Annotated in this window: 15 protein-coding genes; all 15 read left to right on the forward strand. The window is 35.9% G+C overall.

Annotation, left to right across the window (positions count from 1 at the left end; all coding sequences use genetic code 11):
* The first annotated feature begins 85 nt into the window (after positions 1–85).
* The 15 genes from J2772_RS07640 to J2772_RS07710 all read left to right on the forward strand — a co-directional run bounded on the left by J2772_RS07640 (position 86) and on the right by J2772_RS07710 (position 15,393).
* Positions 86–2,671 (forward strand): zinc-dependent metalloprotease, encoded by a 2,586-nt coding sequence (locus J2772_RS07640; RefSeq protein ID WP_209915310.1) that lies wholly within the window; start codon positions 86–88, stop codon positions 2,669–2,671.
* 6 nt (positions 2,672–2,677) lie between these two features.
* Positions 2,678–6,007, forward strand: coding sequence for a SusC/RagA family TonB-linked outer membrane protein (locus J2772_RS07645; protein ID WP_209915313.1), 3,330 nt, complete (start codon positions 2,678–2,680; stop codon positions 6,005–6,007).
* A gap of 12 nt (positions 6,008–6,019) precedes the next feature.
* On the forward strand, positions 6,020–7,342 hold the full coding sequence (locus J2772_RS07650; RefSeq protein WP_209915315.1) for a RagB/SusD family nutrient uptake outer membrane protein: 1,323 nt from the start codon (positions 6,020–6,022) through the stop codon (positions 7,340–7,342).
* A gap of 75 nt (positions 7,343–7,417) precedes the next feature.
* Positions 7,418–8,182, forward strand: coding sequence for a LytR/AlgR family response regulator transcription factor (locus tag J2772_RS07655; RefSeq protein ID WP_209915316.1), 765 nt, complete (start codon positions 7,418–7,420; stop codon positions 8,180–8,182).
* 363 nt (positions 8,183–8,545) lie between these two features.
* Positions 8,546–10,003: a hypothetical protein gene (locus J2772_RS07660; RefSeq protein WP_209915319.1), complete on the forward strand. Its 1,458-nt coding sequence runs from the start codon at positions 8,546–8,548 to the stop codon at positions 10,001–10,003.
* A 2-nt stretch (positions 10,004–10,005) separates the two neighbouring features.
* Positions 10,006–10,566: a hypothetical protein gene (locus tag J2772_RS07665; protein ID WP_209915321.1), complete on the forward strand. Its 561-nt coding sequence runs from the start codon at positions 10,006–10,008 to the stop codon at positions 10,564–10,566.
* Entirely contained in the window at positions 10,567–11,130 is a 564-nt protein-coding gene (locus tag J2772_RS07670) for a hypothetical protein (RefSeq protein ID WP_209915323.1), read from the forward strand.
* Positions 11,131–11,176: 46 nt separating this feature from the next.
* On the forward strand, positions 11,177–11,644 hold the full coding sequence (locus tag J2772_RS07675; RefSeq protein ID WP_209915325.1) for a hypothetical protein: 468 nt from the start codon (positions 11,177–11,179) through the stop codon (positions 11,642–11,644).
* A gap of 30 nt (positions 11,645–11,674) precedes the next feature.
* Complete coding sequence (locus tag J2772_RS07680) at positions 11,675–12,295, forward strand: hypothetical protein (protein WP_209915327.1); 621 nt, start codon at positions 11,675–11,677, stop codon at positions 12,293–12,295.
* 17 nt (positions 12,296–12,312) lie between these two features.
* On the forward strand, positions 12,313–12,666 hold the full coding sequence (locus J2772_RS07685) for a hypothetical protein (RefSeq protein ID WP_209915329.1): 354 nt from the start codon (positions 12,313–12,315) through the stop codon (positions 12,664–12,666).
* Between the two features lie 15 nt (positions 12,667–12,681).
* Positions 12,682–13,074, forward strand: coding sequence for a hypothetical protein (locus tag J2772_RS07690; RefSeq protein ID WP_209915331.1), 393 nt, complete (start codon positions 12,682–12,684; stop codon positions 13,072–13,074).
* A 71-nt stretch (positions 13,075–13,145) separates the two neighbouring features.
* Positions 13,146–13,805, forward strand: a complete 660-nt coding sequence (locus tag J2772_RS07695) for a hypothetical protein (RefSeq protein WP_209915332.1) — start codon at positions 13,146–13,148, stop codon at positions 13,803–13,805.
* 90 nt (positions 13,806–13,895) lie between these two features.
* Positions 13,896–14,426 (forward strand): hypothetical protein, encoded by a 531-nt coding sequence (locus J2772_RS07700; protein WP_209915334.1) that lies wholly within the window; start codon positions 13,896–13,898, stop codon positions 14,424–14,426.
* 55 nt (positions 14,427–14,481) lie between these two features.
* Positions 14,482–14,958: a hypothetical protein gene (locus tag J2772_RS07705; RefSeq protein WP_209915336.1), complete on the forward strand. Its 477-nt coding sequence runs from the start codon at positions 14,482–14,484 to the stop codon at positions 14,956–14,958.
* Positions 14,959–14,982: 24 nt separating this feature from the next.
* On the forward strand, positions 14,983–15,393 hold the full coding sequence (locus tag J2772_RS07710) for a hypothetical protein (protein ID WP_209915338.1): 411 nt from the start codon (positions 14,983–14,985) through the stop codon (positions 15,391–15,393).
* Positions 15,394–15,489 lie beyond the last annotated feature (96 nt).

Here is a 15,489-nt window from a genome sequence, read left to right on the forward strand (position 1 = left end):
ATCACCTTTCACTCCCTAATACACACTATGTAATTCACTATACCTATAGCTTTGCCAGCTGAAACTAAGATATTTACTATTTGGAATGAATCGGACTATTTTAATGAAGAATTACAGGCTTGCACTGTATCTTGGATTAGCCATGGCATCGCCGGCCGTCCTCGCACAGAAAAAAGATACTGTAAAAACAACCAAGGACAAAACCGAAAAAGCAGATGTTTCATCATCAAAGAAGGCGAAAAAAATTGACGAGCTGATTAAGAAAGGAACTTATAAAAAAGGACTTTTCAATACCATTCAGGTAAAAACAGATCTTTATTTTGAAATCCCTGACAGTTTGATGGGACGCCAGTTTTTGGTAGTGAACAAGTTGTCTCAGGTACCATTGCAGGTAAATGAGGCGGGTCTGAACAAAGGAATGAACTATGAAAATAAGATTATTTCTTTTCACAGAGACACAGTTGCTAAAAAGGTATGGGTAAGAACATCTGAAGCGAAAGTGTCTTCTCCTAAAAATGATGCCATTACAAAATCTGTTAAAGATAACTTTTCAGGATCTGTAATCGAGGTTTTTGATATTGAAGCTCAGAACAATGATTCTACTTCGGTAGCCATTAAAGTGAATAAGGTTTTTGACGGAAATCAGAAAAGTTTTAATGATGTGTTGGCTAATGTAGGTCTTGGTGGATCAGTGAAATCAAGTCTTTCCTTTATTGAAGGAGTAAAAACATTCCCGGAAAACCTTGTGGTGAAATCTCAGCTGAGCACTTCAGTGAATGAAGGAGGTGTTGACCTTCCGGTAACACTTGGAGTAACAAGCAATCTGGTATTGCTTCCTAAAGTTCCTATGAAACCAAGGGTTGCTGATGCAAGAGTAGGATTTTTCAGTGAAAAGCATTGGTCTTTTAATGACCAGCAGCAGAAAATGGATGAGAAATTTTTCATCACTCGTTGGAATCTGGAGCCTAAAGATGAAGACAAGGAAAAATATCTGAGAGGTGAACTGGTAGAACCTAAAAAACAGATTGTTTATTATATAGATCCTGCAACACCTAAACAGTGGCGTGAGAAGATCATAGCAGGAGTTCATGACTGGCAGGTTGCTTTTGAACAGGCAGGGTTCAAAAATGCGGTGATTGCTAAGATGCCGGATGAAAAAGATGAAGATTTTGATATTGATGATGTAAGATATTCTGTGATTACTTATGCTGCTTCCCCTAAGTCTAATGCGATGGGACCCTCTGTAATAGATCCGAGAAGTGGTGAGATCATTGAGGCAGATATCATCTGGTGGCATAATGTAATGACTTCTCTTCAGGAATGGATGAGAATTCAGATAGGACCAATAGATCCAAAGGCAAGAGCCAATAAATTCAGTGATGAATATATGGGTGAAGCCATCCGTTTTGTATCATCTCACGAAGTGGGGCATACTTTTGGACTGAAGCACAATATGGGATCTTCTTTTGCATTCCCTGTAGAATCGCTCCGTTCCAAAGAATTTACGGATAAAATGGGTGGTACTGCACCTTCCATTATGGATTATGCACGTTACAACTACGTGGCACAGCCGGAAGACGGTGTTACAGCCATTACTCCAAAAATCGGAATCTATGATAAATATGCTATTGAATGGGGGTACCGTTGGTATCCGGATGAATTCGTTGAGAAAAGAGCATTAAAAAACCTGATTGATAAGCATGAAGATGATCCATTGTATTTCTACGGTGAACAGCAGAGCTACCTGGAAACCATAGATCCGCGTTCGCAGTCAGAAGATTTGGGAGATGATGCCATGAAAGCCAGTGAATACGGAATGAAAAACCTGAAGGTTGTAGCCAATAATCTTTTAAAATGGACTTATGAAGACGGTAAAGATTATACGGATGCAGGTAAATTATACATGGGTGTTATTGGGCAATGGGATCTGTATACAGGACATGTAATGGCGAATGTAGGTGGGATTTATTTGAATAATACGGTTTTTGGAAACAAGAAAAAAGCCTATGAAGCAGTTCCTGCTGAAACCCAGAGAAGAGCGGTTGATTATTTGGTTAAAAATTCAATCAACCTTCCGAAATGGTTATTCTTTAACCCCATTACAGAGAAAACATATTCGGTGAAAAACTCACCAATGGGGCCATTTGAACAAACACCATATACCCTGGCAAGAGGAATGCAGTATGCCAATATCTATTCCCTGTTTATGGATGACCGATTGCTTAGACTCCTTGAGAACGAGTTAAAGCATGAGGTTTCAGGATCCAAAGAGGAAATTTATACTGTTGAAAACCTGTTTGAACAGGTAAGAACAGCCATTTTTAACAAGAAAGGAAGCCTTACGGTGCTTGAGAAAATGGCACAGAAGAACTACGTGGATGCATTGATTGTTTCGGTGAACAAATTATTCGAAAAAACAGCCGTAAAAACATTAAAGACAGATCAGACATTACATATGCCAATGATCTGCAACTATCATGAAGAAGGTAAAAACCTTAGAAACATCAATTATTCATCCATGAAGAGAGTATCTGAAGTAACAACATACAAGAGAGCAGAATTACAAAAGGTTCTGAACTTTCTGAATGGAACCAGATACAGAGGTGATGACGCTTCAAGAGCGCATTACACAGACTTAATCATTCGTATTGAAGAGGCTTTAAACAAATAAACAGCAATGAAAAAAACTCTAATCCTTTTACCTCTTTTAGCGGCCCAGGTTGCGTTGGCTCAGGAAAAAAAGACCATTACAGGAAAGATAGAAGACGGTAATACTTCCAGCGTAATTGCAGGAGCATCTATAAAAATAGAAACCCAGTCAGTTTCTACAAAAACGGATCTTACCGGAATTATCGAAAGTGTATCAGTAGGTACAGTAGCCGATAAAGACGGAAAATTTATACTGGAAATTCCGGTAGATACGAAATCTATCCTGGTAAGCTTTCCGGGGTATGAATCCCGTATTATTCTGATCAATGAAGATAAAACCAATTATACTGTAAGATTGGTGCCTGAAGTTTCAGATAAAAATAAAATTCAGGAAGTTATCATTACAGGATATCAGAAGATTGAGAAACGTAAACAGACTTCAGCGGTTGCTACGGTAAAAATGGATAATATCAGCCAGGCTGGTGTTGCGAGCGTAGACCAGATGCTATCCGGACAGATTGCCGGGGTAGTAGTTACTCCGGAAACAGGATCTCCGGGTGGGCCGGCGAAAATCAGAATCCGTGGAACAGCTTCTTTGTCTGGTCCGCAGGATCCGCTATGGGTAATTGACGGTCTTCCATTGGAAGGAAATGATGTTCCTAACTTCAGCGATAAGGATAATATCGATCAGCTTCAGAACTTTTCTATTGCAGGATTGAACCCGAATGATATTGAAGATATTACCATTCTGAAAGATGCTGCAGCAACGGCAATCTATGGAGCAAGAGCGGCAAACGGGGTGATTTCCATCACCACAAAAAAAGGAAAGAAGGGAAGCATGAGAATAAATTTCTCTGCTGATACTTTCGTAACAGCCCGTCCTGATTTTGATAAATTAAACCTAATGAACGCATCAGAGAAAGTAGATCTTGAATTAATGCTTGCCAAGCGTTCAGATCTTACTTATCGTTCAGATAGAGGAGAAGTGATGAGAATTTTAACTCAAAACAGCCAGCTTAATGACTTTAGGAATGGTGGTCTTGATGCTTTAACTCCAACCACACGTAATCAAATTAATGCATTAAGAAACAACAGTACAGATTGGGGAAAACTGTTGTACAGAAATGCAATCAATAGACAATATGGGGTAAGTGTTTCCGGAGGAGGGGAAAATGCAGATTACTATTTCTCTTTAGGATATTTTGATGAACAGGGAACAACTATTGGTACAGGATTCAAACGTTATAACCTGACTTTAAAAAACAATTATAAGTTAAGTGATAAATTAACGGCTGGGATCTCTGTTTTCGGTACTCAGAGTGAGAAAGAATCATTTATGACGGATGCAGATGCTGCGGCAAGTCCTGTTAATTATTCAAGAAATGCCAATCCTTATCTGTCACCTTACAATGCTGATGGAAGCTACAGATATGATAAAGATATAGATGGTTTTAAAGATGTATATGTTCCGTTCAACTTCCTTGAGGAAAGAGAAAATACCAATTATACACTGAAAAATCACTCTCTGAAAGCGATACTGGATTTAGAATATAAGGTTTCAAAAAGCCTGAAATTTACTTCTCAGTTGGGTATTCAATATGATACCAATAAAACGGAAAAATACGCTACAGAAAATACTTATTTTACGAGAAAGTTTAGAGAAGGAACGCGTTATTATAAGGACGGACAATACCGTTATTATTTGCCTGTAGGAGGAATAAAACAAAACTGGGACAATGATTTCTTCCAATATAACTGGAAGTTACAGGGAACATACAGTACTAAAATCAATTCCGTACATGAAATTGATTTGATGGCAGGAACAGAGCTTCGTAAGACGGACGATAATACAACGCTTACCAGAGCATTTGGTTATAATGCTTCCACAAGAACCGGAACACCAATTGTTTTCCCAAGCTCCAATGACGCTGCAGAAAAGAAATATGAAACTTACCGTGAGATGCCTCGTGTAGAAAACGCCTATGCTTCGATGTTTGCTACAGCCTCTTATACCTATGATCAGAAGTATACCTTTTTCGGAAGTGTGAGATATGATGGTACTAATTTGTTTGGGGTCAATAAAAAGTATAGATATTTACCAATATGGGCCGTTTCCGGATCATGGCTGGTAACGAAGGAGAATTTCATGCAGAATATCACTCCTGTTTCCAATCTTAGGCTGAGAGCTTCTTATGGTCTTCAGGGAAATATTGACCGTAATACTTCACCATTCTTTATTGGTGAATACAATTATGCTAATATTCTTCCGGGAATGAGAGAAGATGTAATTAATGTAATCAGTCCGCCAAATGATAAACTTCGTTGGGAAAAAACAACCAACATCAATTTTGGTCTAGACTTAGGGTTATTCAAAAACCGTATCAACCTTACCGCAGATGTTTACAGCAGAAAAGGTACGGATATGATTAGTATGAGAGAAACTCCGCTTGAATCAGGATTCGAATATACAATGGCAAACTGGGGAAGTCTTACCAATAAAGGTTTTGAATTGGCAATTTCTACCAGAAATATCAATAAAGATAATTTCAAATGGTCAACCACAATCAATTTTGCCCATAACAAAAGCAATGTGGTGAGTGAACAACCTCGTGACAACGCTCGTCTTCCTACCAGAGAAGGTCTTCCGGTAAATGCTGTTTTTGCATTGAAGACTGCAGGAATAGATGAAAATGGAAACCCAATGTTCTGGAAAGGGAATGAAAAAGTAAAAATTGAAGATTTCTTCGGGTTGTATGATCCTTATGTAGATTTCCTTCCTGGTTATTTTGCACAGTCAAAGCTATCAAATGAAGAAATGAGAAATCTATTTACATATGTAGGAGATAGAGATCCTAAATTTACAGGAGGTATCATTAATACCTTTAAAGTACATGATTTCGACCTAACGATCTCTGCAACATTCAACTTTAAACAGACGGTTATGAAAACACCATCATATAAAGGAATGGAGCTGGATAGGGGAAGAAATTATACAAGAGATATCTATGAGGCAGGAACTTCACTTCCGGGAATTACAAGTCCTGAAATGGATAGCAATCCCGGATGGATGGGAAATAAATGGCTTACAGATAACAACTATAATATTTACAATTTGTTAGATATCTGGGCTAAGGAGATCAGCTATGTAAGAATCAGCAGTATCCGTTTAGGCTATACACTTCCTAAGCAATTTACAGCCCCTATGGGAATCAGCAGTCTTAGACTAAGTGTAGAAGGACGTAACCTGTTTGTATTCAGTAATGGATACAAAGGATATTTCGATCCGGAAACTTATGGAAATATCTATGCACAGCCTATTACCCGTTCAGTTACACTTGGATTTAATGTTTCTTTTTAAAACTTGAAAAAAATGAGAAAAATAACAACATTTATCGCGTTGGCAGCTCTTAGTTTTACCAGCATAGGATGTGATAGATTTTTAGATATACAACCAGAAGGTAAAGTAGTTCCTGTAAATGTAGAAGATTACAGAAAGGTACTTACCTCTGCTTATTCAAAATATCCGGAACACAGATCTTTATTGGCGTTACGTACAGATGAACTTAGTTTGGATGAAAATGCCAGTGGCTTTGCTTATAATCGTGAACTTGCCATGTGGAAAGATACCGGTTATGATTCTAACACTGGGGAATACCCTTGGGTAAGATTTTATTCAGTGATTTTTTACTTGAATCAGATCATCAATGAAGGGAGGAATACAATGGCGGACTCTCCTGAGAAACAACAAATATTAGCCGAAGCATATGCATTGCGTGCCTATTCATATTTTGATCTGGTTAATTTATATGGTAAGCAATATAATGCTGCTACGGCATCTACCGACAAGGGAGTGCCAATTAGTTTAGAAATTGATGTGGAAGCAGTATTGAAGCCTTCTACCGTGCAACAAGTGTATGATCAGGTACATTCTGATATTGCAAAATCAGAAGGATTGATGCAGGAACAACAGCAGCCAACAGGAAATAATTACAGATTTTCCAAAATTTCTTTAAAAGCTTTACAGGCAAGAATTGCACTGTATCAGGGAGATTGGAATAAAGCCTTGGATTATTCACAGCAGGCGCTTGCCATCAAAGATGGTTTGATTAATTTAAATACAACCAATGTAGCTCCTCATCATTATGCTTCTGTAGAATCAATTCTGGCTTTGGATAATGCATTCAATGGTTCTGTAAAGAATAATTTATCTTTTGCTGCTCCAGAGCTTATTTCAGCATATAACAAAACAACAGATAAGAGATTCGGACTTTATTTTGAAAAAGCTCCTGATCGTTATAATGTGATTAAAAAAGGAGATTCTGACTTTAGAGTAACCTTTAGAACAGCAGAAATGTATTTTATCAAATCTGAAGCATTAGTGAAATTGAACAGACTTGATGAAGCTAAAGAAACTTTATTGAAAGTTTTAAAAAACAGATATACTCCAGAAGGATATGCATCTGTTCAAAATGAAGTTGCTCTAATGAGTACTACAGATTTCATGAATTTTATTCTGGATGAAAGGTTTAGAGAATTTGCAGTGGAAGGGCACAGATGGTTTGATCTAAGAAGGGCTAACCAGAAGAAGATCATTCATACAGTTGGTGGAAAAGAATATATTCTTGAACAAAATGATCCGAGATATACGATAGCATATCCGCAAAGTGCAAGAAAGAATAATCCTAATTTATAACAACACTTCATATTAACACCCCTTGAAACCGCTGGAATTTAACCGTTCTAGCGGTTTTTTTGTACTTTTGTATTTATGAAAATTGCCATTATAGAAGATGAGCTGCTGGCTGTTAATTATCTGAAAGATCTTTTGGATAAACAAAACATTATTCCTGTGACGGAAATAGTAGTTCTTCGTTCCAAAAAAAAGGCAATAGAATTCTTTGAAAATAATGCTGCCGATCTTATTTTTATGGATATTCATCTTGGCGACGGGATGAGTTTGGAAATCTTTGAGCAGGTAGAGCTTTTTACCCCCATCATCTTTATCACGGCATTCGATGAATATGCGATGCGGGTTTTCAAGCATTTTACGATAGATTATGTACTGAAACCTTTTGAAGAAGAAGATCTACATCAGGCATTACAGAAATTTGTTTCCATCAGAAATAATTTTGATCCGGAACCTTTATTGAAATCTATTTCTACCTTACGTCAGGGAGAAAATGCAGAGATGATGAAACGTTTTATGGTAAGAGAAGGTAATAAACTGAAATCTGTAGACGAGCAGAATACGGCCTATTTCTTTGCTTCCGGAAAATACCTTTTCCTTACTACTATGGATAATCAAACCTATATTTTTGATGATACTATAAAGGATATTATTCAGAAGCTGAATCCGCAGGTTTTCTTTAAAGTGAACCGTAAGTTTATCATCAATAAAGACGCGATTACGGAAATTATTAAACATTCAAGCCAGAAAATAGAACTAAAGCTATCTCCTGAACCGGAAGTGAGTGCTGAGGTGTTTATCAGTAAAATGCAGATTACAGAATGTCTGAACTGGCTGAAGAATTAAGAAGACAGGAAGCTTGATGCTGGAAGAGGGAAGTTCTTGATGTCAGAATATATGATTCAGTCTTTTTATTTTTGCACTTTGTCATTCCGACGAAGGAGGAATCTCATCTTTCTAAACAAACTTCATATCTATAAAGCTTCATTAGTAGCAAAGTTGATACCTTTGCTCTCTCCAAATAAAACATCACAAAAATAAACTTTTGCGTGAAAAAATACACAATCCAATAATCCCATCAAACAACAAATAAGAGTTCACCGTGCAACAGTAACCTCCAGCTTCATTCTTCCAGCTTCCAACCTCTGCCTCTCTCTCTTTTTTTTTCGTATTTTCCATGTCTAAAACTAATTGTTTAAACTCGAGACTATGAAAATATACTTATTTCTTACTTTAATGCTTTCGGGTATAGTGTTTTCACAAAAAATACAACTGAAAAAAGATAAAATTCTATTCAATGAAAAGGAGGTAGGAATCCTGAAATCGCCTTACAGAGATCATTTTGAGTTCTATAATCTGGCTAACGAAAAGGTTTTTGATGCCGACTTAAAAGGAGTTACCCTAGCCAAAGAACAGTTTCTGTATTATCTGGATATGAAGTCTGCAGATGGAAAAACGACTCAGATTCCTTATGAAGTACTCGTTACCTCATTTAAGGTGGATAAAATTGTAGCTCATCAATTGGCCGCAAAATACCATCTTTTCAATGAAAATGGTTTTGATAAAGCAGAACTGGAAAAATTCTTTTCTACCCCAAGAGAAAATCTGGGTGATAAATATCTGGCTGCAAAAGCTAACAGCATTATTGAAGATAACGCAAGAAAAAGTAGACTGGAAAATATCAGAAGTCTTTATAACCCAAGATTAGGATCAGGAGGGGAGATTTTGATCAATAATGGTTCCTACCCCGCTAAAATAATAGGCTATGCCAAAGGATATAATTGTGTTGGTTTCAGCAATGTCGGGCCATGCCTTGAAGTAAGTGATCTGGATGGGATTAAAGTAGCCTCCATGTACCAGACCCAGGGCATCAAGACATATGCTGTAAGAACTTTTGATAAGAACGAGTTTACTTTTACAGCTACGAGACCCTATGCTCAATCGGATTACGCTTTTGTGAATGAGTTTATCGCGAATCTTTTTATTCAGGGGTATACACTGGAACACCAGGCTTATTATAAAAATCAGGAACTGCAGGATGCAAAGGTGGCTGATGCCATCAATCGAAGCATCAATTTATATGATGTTCCAGGATACCTGGTAGAAAAATCAGGAAAGAAAACAGAGGGAAGAATCACCATCTGGTTTGAAATGCTGGATACTGAAAGAACGGGGCAAAAGCTTCCTGAAGACGGAGCAGACTTTTTTGGACAGCGTGTTACCATCAAAAAACAATTACCGGGAATGAACAGTATGGCGACTAAGATCTATGATGCAGATTCCGGTGTGCATTTCTGTGTTTCTCCAAATGGAAATGAAGAATGTTATTATGGATTGGATGTAAAAGGAGAGTTCATGAAAAAATTGCAGAACTATGGAAGCATGCACGGCAATAATTTTTATTTCTACAGGCTTATTGCTAAAGAAAATAAAATCATGCTGCTTCAGGATCCTGTGGAATTGCAAAAATATGTCATCAAAACAGACCTTCAGCCCAAAGGGCAGATGCTTGATAACAGATCAAACGATAAACTTTCAGAAAAGTTGGCAGACTATCTTAAAGACTGTAAGTCTGTTGCCGATCAGCTGAAAAATGAAAGTCTTGATCTTAAGAAGGAGGAAAATCTGATCAGGATTATTTCTGATTACAGTAAGTGTAAAAAATAGAGATGAGAACCATAAGTTATGAAAATGAACATGGTCAGTTCCTTACGGAGGAAGAAACTCAAAAGACTCAAGTTTTTACCAGAATTATTAAAATCAATTCTATAATAAAAACTAAGGAAGAGTTTTTCAATGGAGAATTGCATAATGTTTTATTTTATCAGGAAGACGAAACTATTGATGAAATATTCAATCAGTATCCGGAACTCAAAGGGATTGATATAGTAAAGAGGAAAGACGTTCAGGGTAATTATTTAAGGGAAGAAATTTTTGGTCATCACAGAAATGAAGGATTAAAACTGCATTCATTTAATATAGACAATACCTTCACGGGAAAAACTATTTGTTTTGGGGATTATAATTTGCAGACGGGTAATATAATACTAAAAAGTGTCATGAAAATACAATACGACCATTTTTTGAATATTGCATATCATTACTATTATAATAGTTCAGGCAAAATAGATCGTATTGAAGAGGTAAGTGGTGAAAGAGGATATAATGAATACTCTGAATCATATTATAATAATGTGTTACCCCTATTTCCTGAAATAATATTAATCTAAATGAGCACAATAATAAGTTACGAAAACGAATATTTTGAACCTGTCACAGAAGAAGAGGCGTTGGCTTCCAATGAATATGTGAAAAAAATCAAGATCAATGGACGAACAAAGATCGTAGAAGGATATCAGGAAAATGAAGTTGTTGAGGTCAGCTATTACCAGGAAACAGAAACCATTGCTAATATTTTAGATCTATATCCGCCGCCAATACTTGTTGATATTATTCATAGAAAGGAAATACAGGGGAATTACCTGAGAGAAGAGATTATTACTTATAATGATCGTGTGAGTGGTCTTAATGCATTTAGTATAGTACATCATATTACGGAACAGTGTATTTGCTTTGGCTCTTATGATTCAGACACCGGAGAAGTAAAAAAAAATAGTGTTGTTAAAACGAAATATGATGCTTTCGGGGATGTTGCATATATATATTATTATGATTTATCTGGTAAAGTATATATTATTGAGGAATGTGAGGGAGGAAGATTTTCCGGAGAATTTCCTGAAAGTTACTATAATTACGCCTTCCCCCTATTTCCTGAAATAGAAGATGGTCATTAATACAAAACTCAGAGTTGCTGCAATGAGAAAAATAAATCTTTAGACCATGGGGAAGACATTGGTAGAATACGAAAAAGATAAAGGATTTTGGATATCCGAATCGATGATGCAGCTGGTGCTGCATTACATCGTTGAAGAGATTGAAAAAAATGAACATCCTATTTCTGATAAGTCAGATTTACTGATGATGCTAAGATGGGATATTGATGACTATACCCGAGGCCATATGTCTGTGAGATTATTTGATGAGATCGATTCACTGGCTGATGAACAAATTATTATACGGTTGTTGAATAGTGTAAAAGAAACATTACAAAATAAAGGAAGCCTCATCTCTGTGGAAGAATTAATGAATATTCCGACTCGTGACCTTGCTTTAAAATATATTCTTGATAAAAAACCTTTTCCTGCTGCAGAATTGATTTGCGTAATAGATCCCCTTATTCAGATGCTGGAAAGAACTTGGGAACATAAAGATTATCAGATGGAGCTGAACTGGACTTATTTTGATTAAACTGGTACGAACAAGAAATAAAAGACACTCATGAACTATAAAAAATATTATAACAAATTCTTCGAAGAAATTACAGAACAGGAGGCTGATCAATTGGAGGAGCTTTATATCAGCTATTTCGTAGAAGGAAGAATTAAAAAAACAGATCATATCAGCCCTGATTATTTTATGGGAGAATATTATCTGGATGCCACAGAGAATCTTCAGGAAAAGATACAGGAATTATGCATAGAAGGTGGTCACAGATGGGTGTTCTATACTCAGGAATCTGATGCATTTGGTTATACTTTATGGAATTCGGAGGATATTGGAGAGAAAGGGAATCTTAAATTTAGAGGAAAGCAGGTACTTGACTCAAAAAGCAGAGAGATTTTTAATTGCTCAACAGATATCTCGACTAATCAAATGGAAGAAGCTACAAAATGGTATTATGATAGTGACGATATTCTTCTTTTGAGTATAAAATATAATTCTCAAAACGAAATGACTTATGCCTATGATAAGCAAGATACCTGGGGATTGGATGGCGGCTGGCCAATGGATAAGGAGGAATTGATTATTATGGACGCTCGTATAGGAGCATTTCCGTGGGATCAGCATCCTTATTTTCACTCGGCAGTCCCTTTTTTACCGGAGACAGATCGTATTTAAAACTGAAAAGATTTATCATGATGACAACAAAAGAAGTTTTAGATTTTTACAATATCAATTTTTATGTTTCTACACAATTTGGCAAAACACCTTATTTTTTAGGAGGAGATGAAATGGAAGAACTATTTTTATTTTTTAATGCTGTGGATGATATAGATGAGGAAGTATTACCTTTAATTGATCATTATCTGAATGGAAATCCATTTTCTGTCGATAATGACCTTACAGTAGCATTAAGAGAACGTATTGAGGTGACATTAGATGGTGTAAAGTTCATCAACATGAATACTGGAAATGTTGATATGGAAGTACCCTTACAAAATTTTAAGACTATTGTATTGGCATGGCGAAATTTTTTAAATAACCATTAAAGACTAGTAAACATAATGGATCAGAATATAGCAGATCAATATAAGCTTGCCTTTGAAGATAAAGTGCACGATTGGAACTGGATCACTAAAATTGTAAGTACAAATAATCCATATTTAACTGCTTTTTTAAACAGTTGGAATTCTGCGGAACAGATCACGGACTCGTTATTACCGGATATTAATGATGCGTTGAATAATCCGGGTCAGGAGATAGAAAGTGATTCTGTTACAGTAGATATTATCATGCACAAGAATGAGGTGGATTTTTATGATGATGTAAAAGGATATGTGATCAGTATTCCATTGCAGGATTTTAAAGAAATTGTAACAGAATGGAGGAATTTCCTGAAGACAACTCCATCTGGCGGATTGAGAGTTCGTCTATTTTTAAAAAAACTTTTAGGATAGAGAGCCCCCTTAAATGAATTGAGCTTCCTGAATAATGAGCCTTAAACTACAACGAATAAAAAACTAATGAAATGAGCGCAAAAATGATTTTTTTTACCACTGCCTATGATGAAGAGTTTCTTACTGAAGAAGAAGCATTGGAGGTAGGAAACTATACAAAACATATATGGATCAGCAATGCTTTAAAGAAAGAGGAATCCTATAGAGAACATCAGCTTTGGGGCGGAGTTTATTATTTATCATCTGAAGAGCATGTTACAGAGGTGTTGATAGCATTGGGGCAAAATCTGAATTGGACTCTAAAGGATAATAAACAGATCATCAATGGCTATACGGTTTGGGATTGTAAATCTTACTCTGGTTTACAGCAAGATGCAAAATATTCAAAAACTGTTTCAGATACTGAAGGAATTGAACTCGCTATTATAACTTATGATAGCGTTACTCATCAGGTAAAAAGCGGGCTTAAAATCTATAAATTCGGAAATCAATCTATTCCATGGGGAGAACCAGGAGCAGTATTTGATGAAGATTCTGAAATTTTTTTCAGATTTGGTGAAGATGGGGAATTAGATGCTGTGCACGTAAGTGATTTTCTTTTCAGTAATGATTTTGCCTATACTGCTACCCAATTCTTTCGTGCAGCTGGGAATTTCTTTCAGGAAATGGGTCTTTCTGAAGAAGAAATATACTATTATACCCATGCAGAACCCCTTGTTCCCAATTTTTAGATAAAATAAATCTTTCATACTAAATGAAAACTATAAAAAATAAGATGAGAATTTCAAAAGAAAGTAGAATAAATAAATTGATGGCTTTATTTGTTTTTATTAGTATTTTTTTCCTGTCATTCATTGGATAAGGATGAATACAAGATCTTAAACTTAGCGATAAGTAAATATGTCTTTAAAGAATTAGATCCAAAAGCAATATCGGATACGGCAACCAAATATAAAGTAAGCGGCCTTGAGGCTATATCGATTATAGACAGCTATAGAAAAAATGAGAAATATACTTTCACCATGTCCGACACACTTGTTCCTGTGAATATTTCAAAAGATAACTGGGATGCTCTTCGTCAGACTTATGTCTTTAATGAGATTGAAAATAGATCAGACAAGGCTGTTCCGATCGATTTTAGCAAGGTAGAATATCCTGAAAATCTAAAAAAAGTAACGAAAGCAGTCAAGAATGAGAATTATGTAGGACATTATACATTCCACAGAGTTTTGTTCGACAAAAGCAGAGAAAGAGCCTACATTCAGATTGATCTTCCCAAGGACCAGGTAAGGTTTGGAACTGTCGGACTAAGATTAAAGAAAAAAAATGTAAACTGGGAATTTGAAAAGTAGCTTACCAGCCTATTCATCTATTCAATAATACTGAATATTTTAAAAGTTAAACACTATGGAAATTGAAATTTTAACTTATTTAAAAGACAATCCGGCAGCTTACCCAGGGAATAAGGAATATGAAGGCAGAATACAACCCATATCTTTTTCCGAAATTCAAAACCATGAGATGCTCTATAATAATGGGAATCCTTTTCCTAAAGTATTACGGGAGCTTTTGTTGCTGGCTGGGAAATACTGTTATGTGCTGGAACATAATATTCTTGAAATTAATGAATTTCAGGAAGAGCCCAGAGAATGGATGGAAGAGAATAATAAAGCAATTAACCACCCGTTCTATGTGATTGAAATCTGTGATTTTGCAGAATCTTTCTTATTTGTTCATCTTGATGAAGATGATGATCCTATAGTTCGGCATGCTGAATTGTATTGCAAAGAATACAATGTTTCTTTTATTTCGTGCTTGTGCAGATTATCTGCTTTTATAAATCATAGGATTGATATGAAGAAGAAGTATCGTGATCCATTTTAATCAATTTTTAGCACAGTTTTAATGATGATGAAATTAAAAGACTTTACCGTTATCAATCACCAAATAAGTTTTAAAAATCCATACTATGCCAATCTGGAAAACTTATTGAATAACGATTTTAAAACTATATCAGCTGTAAACCAATTTTTAACCGAACTGATAAGCCTGATTGAAAATTGGGAAGATATAGCGGTTATAGAAGCATTTATAGAAAAAGAAGGTGGTTACTGGGATTGGCAGGATCTCCTGGATTTTAAGGTAAGAGGAAACTGGTTTACATTTTTTAAATTTGAAGATCTCGGAGGTTATATTAATGTTGATACCAAAACTTTTTATCTGGAAAATTCTCTACTTCCTAATGAAGCTGTTATTGATATGCCATTGGAAGAGTTTATAGATATTTTACAACAATGGAAGCATATTTTAAGCGAATAATTACCCAATAATTTCACTCTACTGATTACGCAGATGCATAGTCTGTCGCTTCATCAGCGGTTTACCGCAAACCTTAGCCCCCTTAAAATAAAACAT

Source organism: Chryseobacterium jejuense (assembly GCF_017877355.1).
Lineage (GTDB): Bacteria > Bacteroidota > Bacteroidia > Flavobacteriales > Weeksellaceae > Chryseobacterium > Chryseobacterium jejuense_A.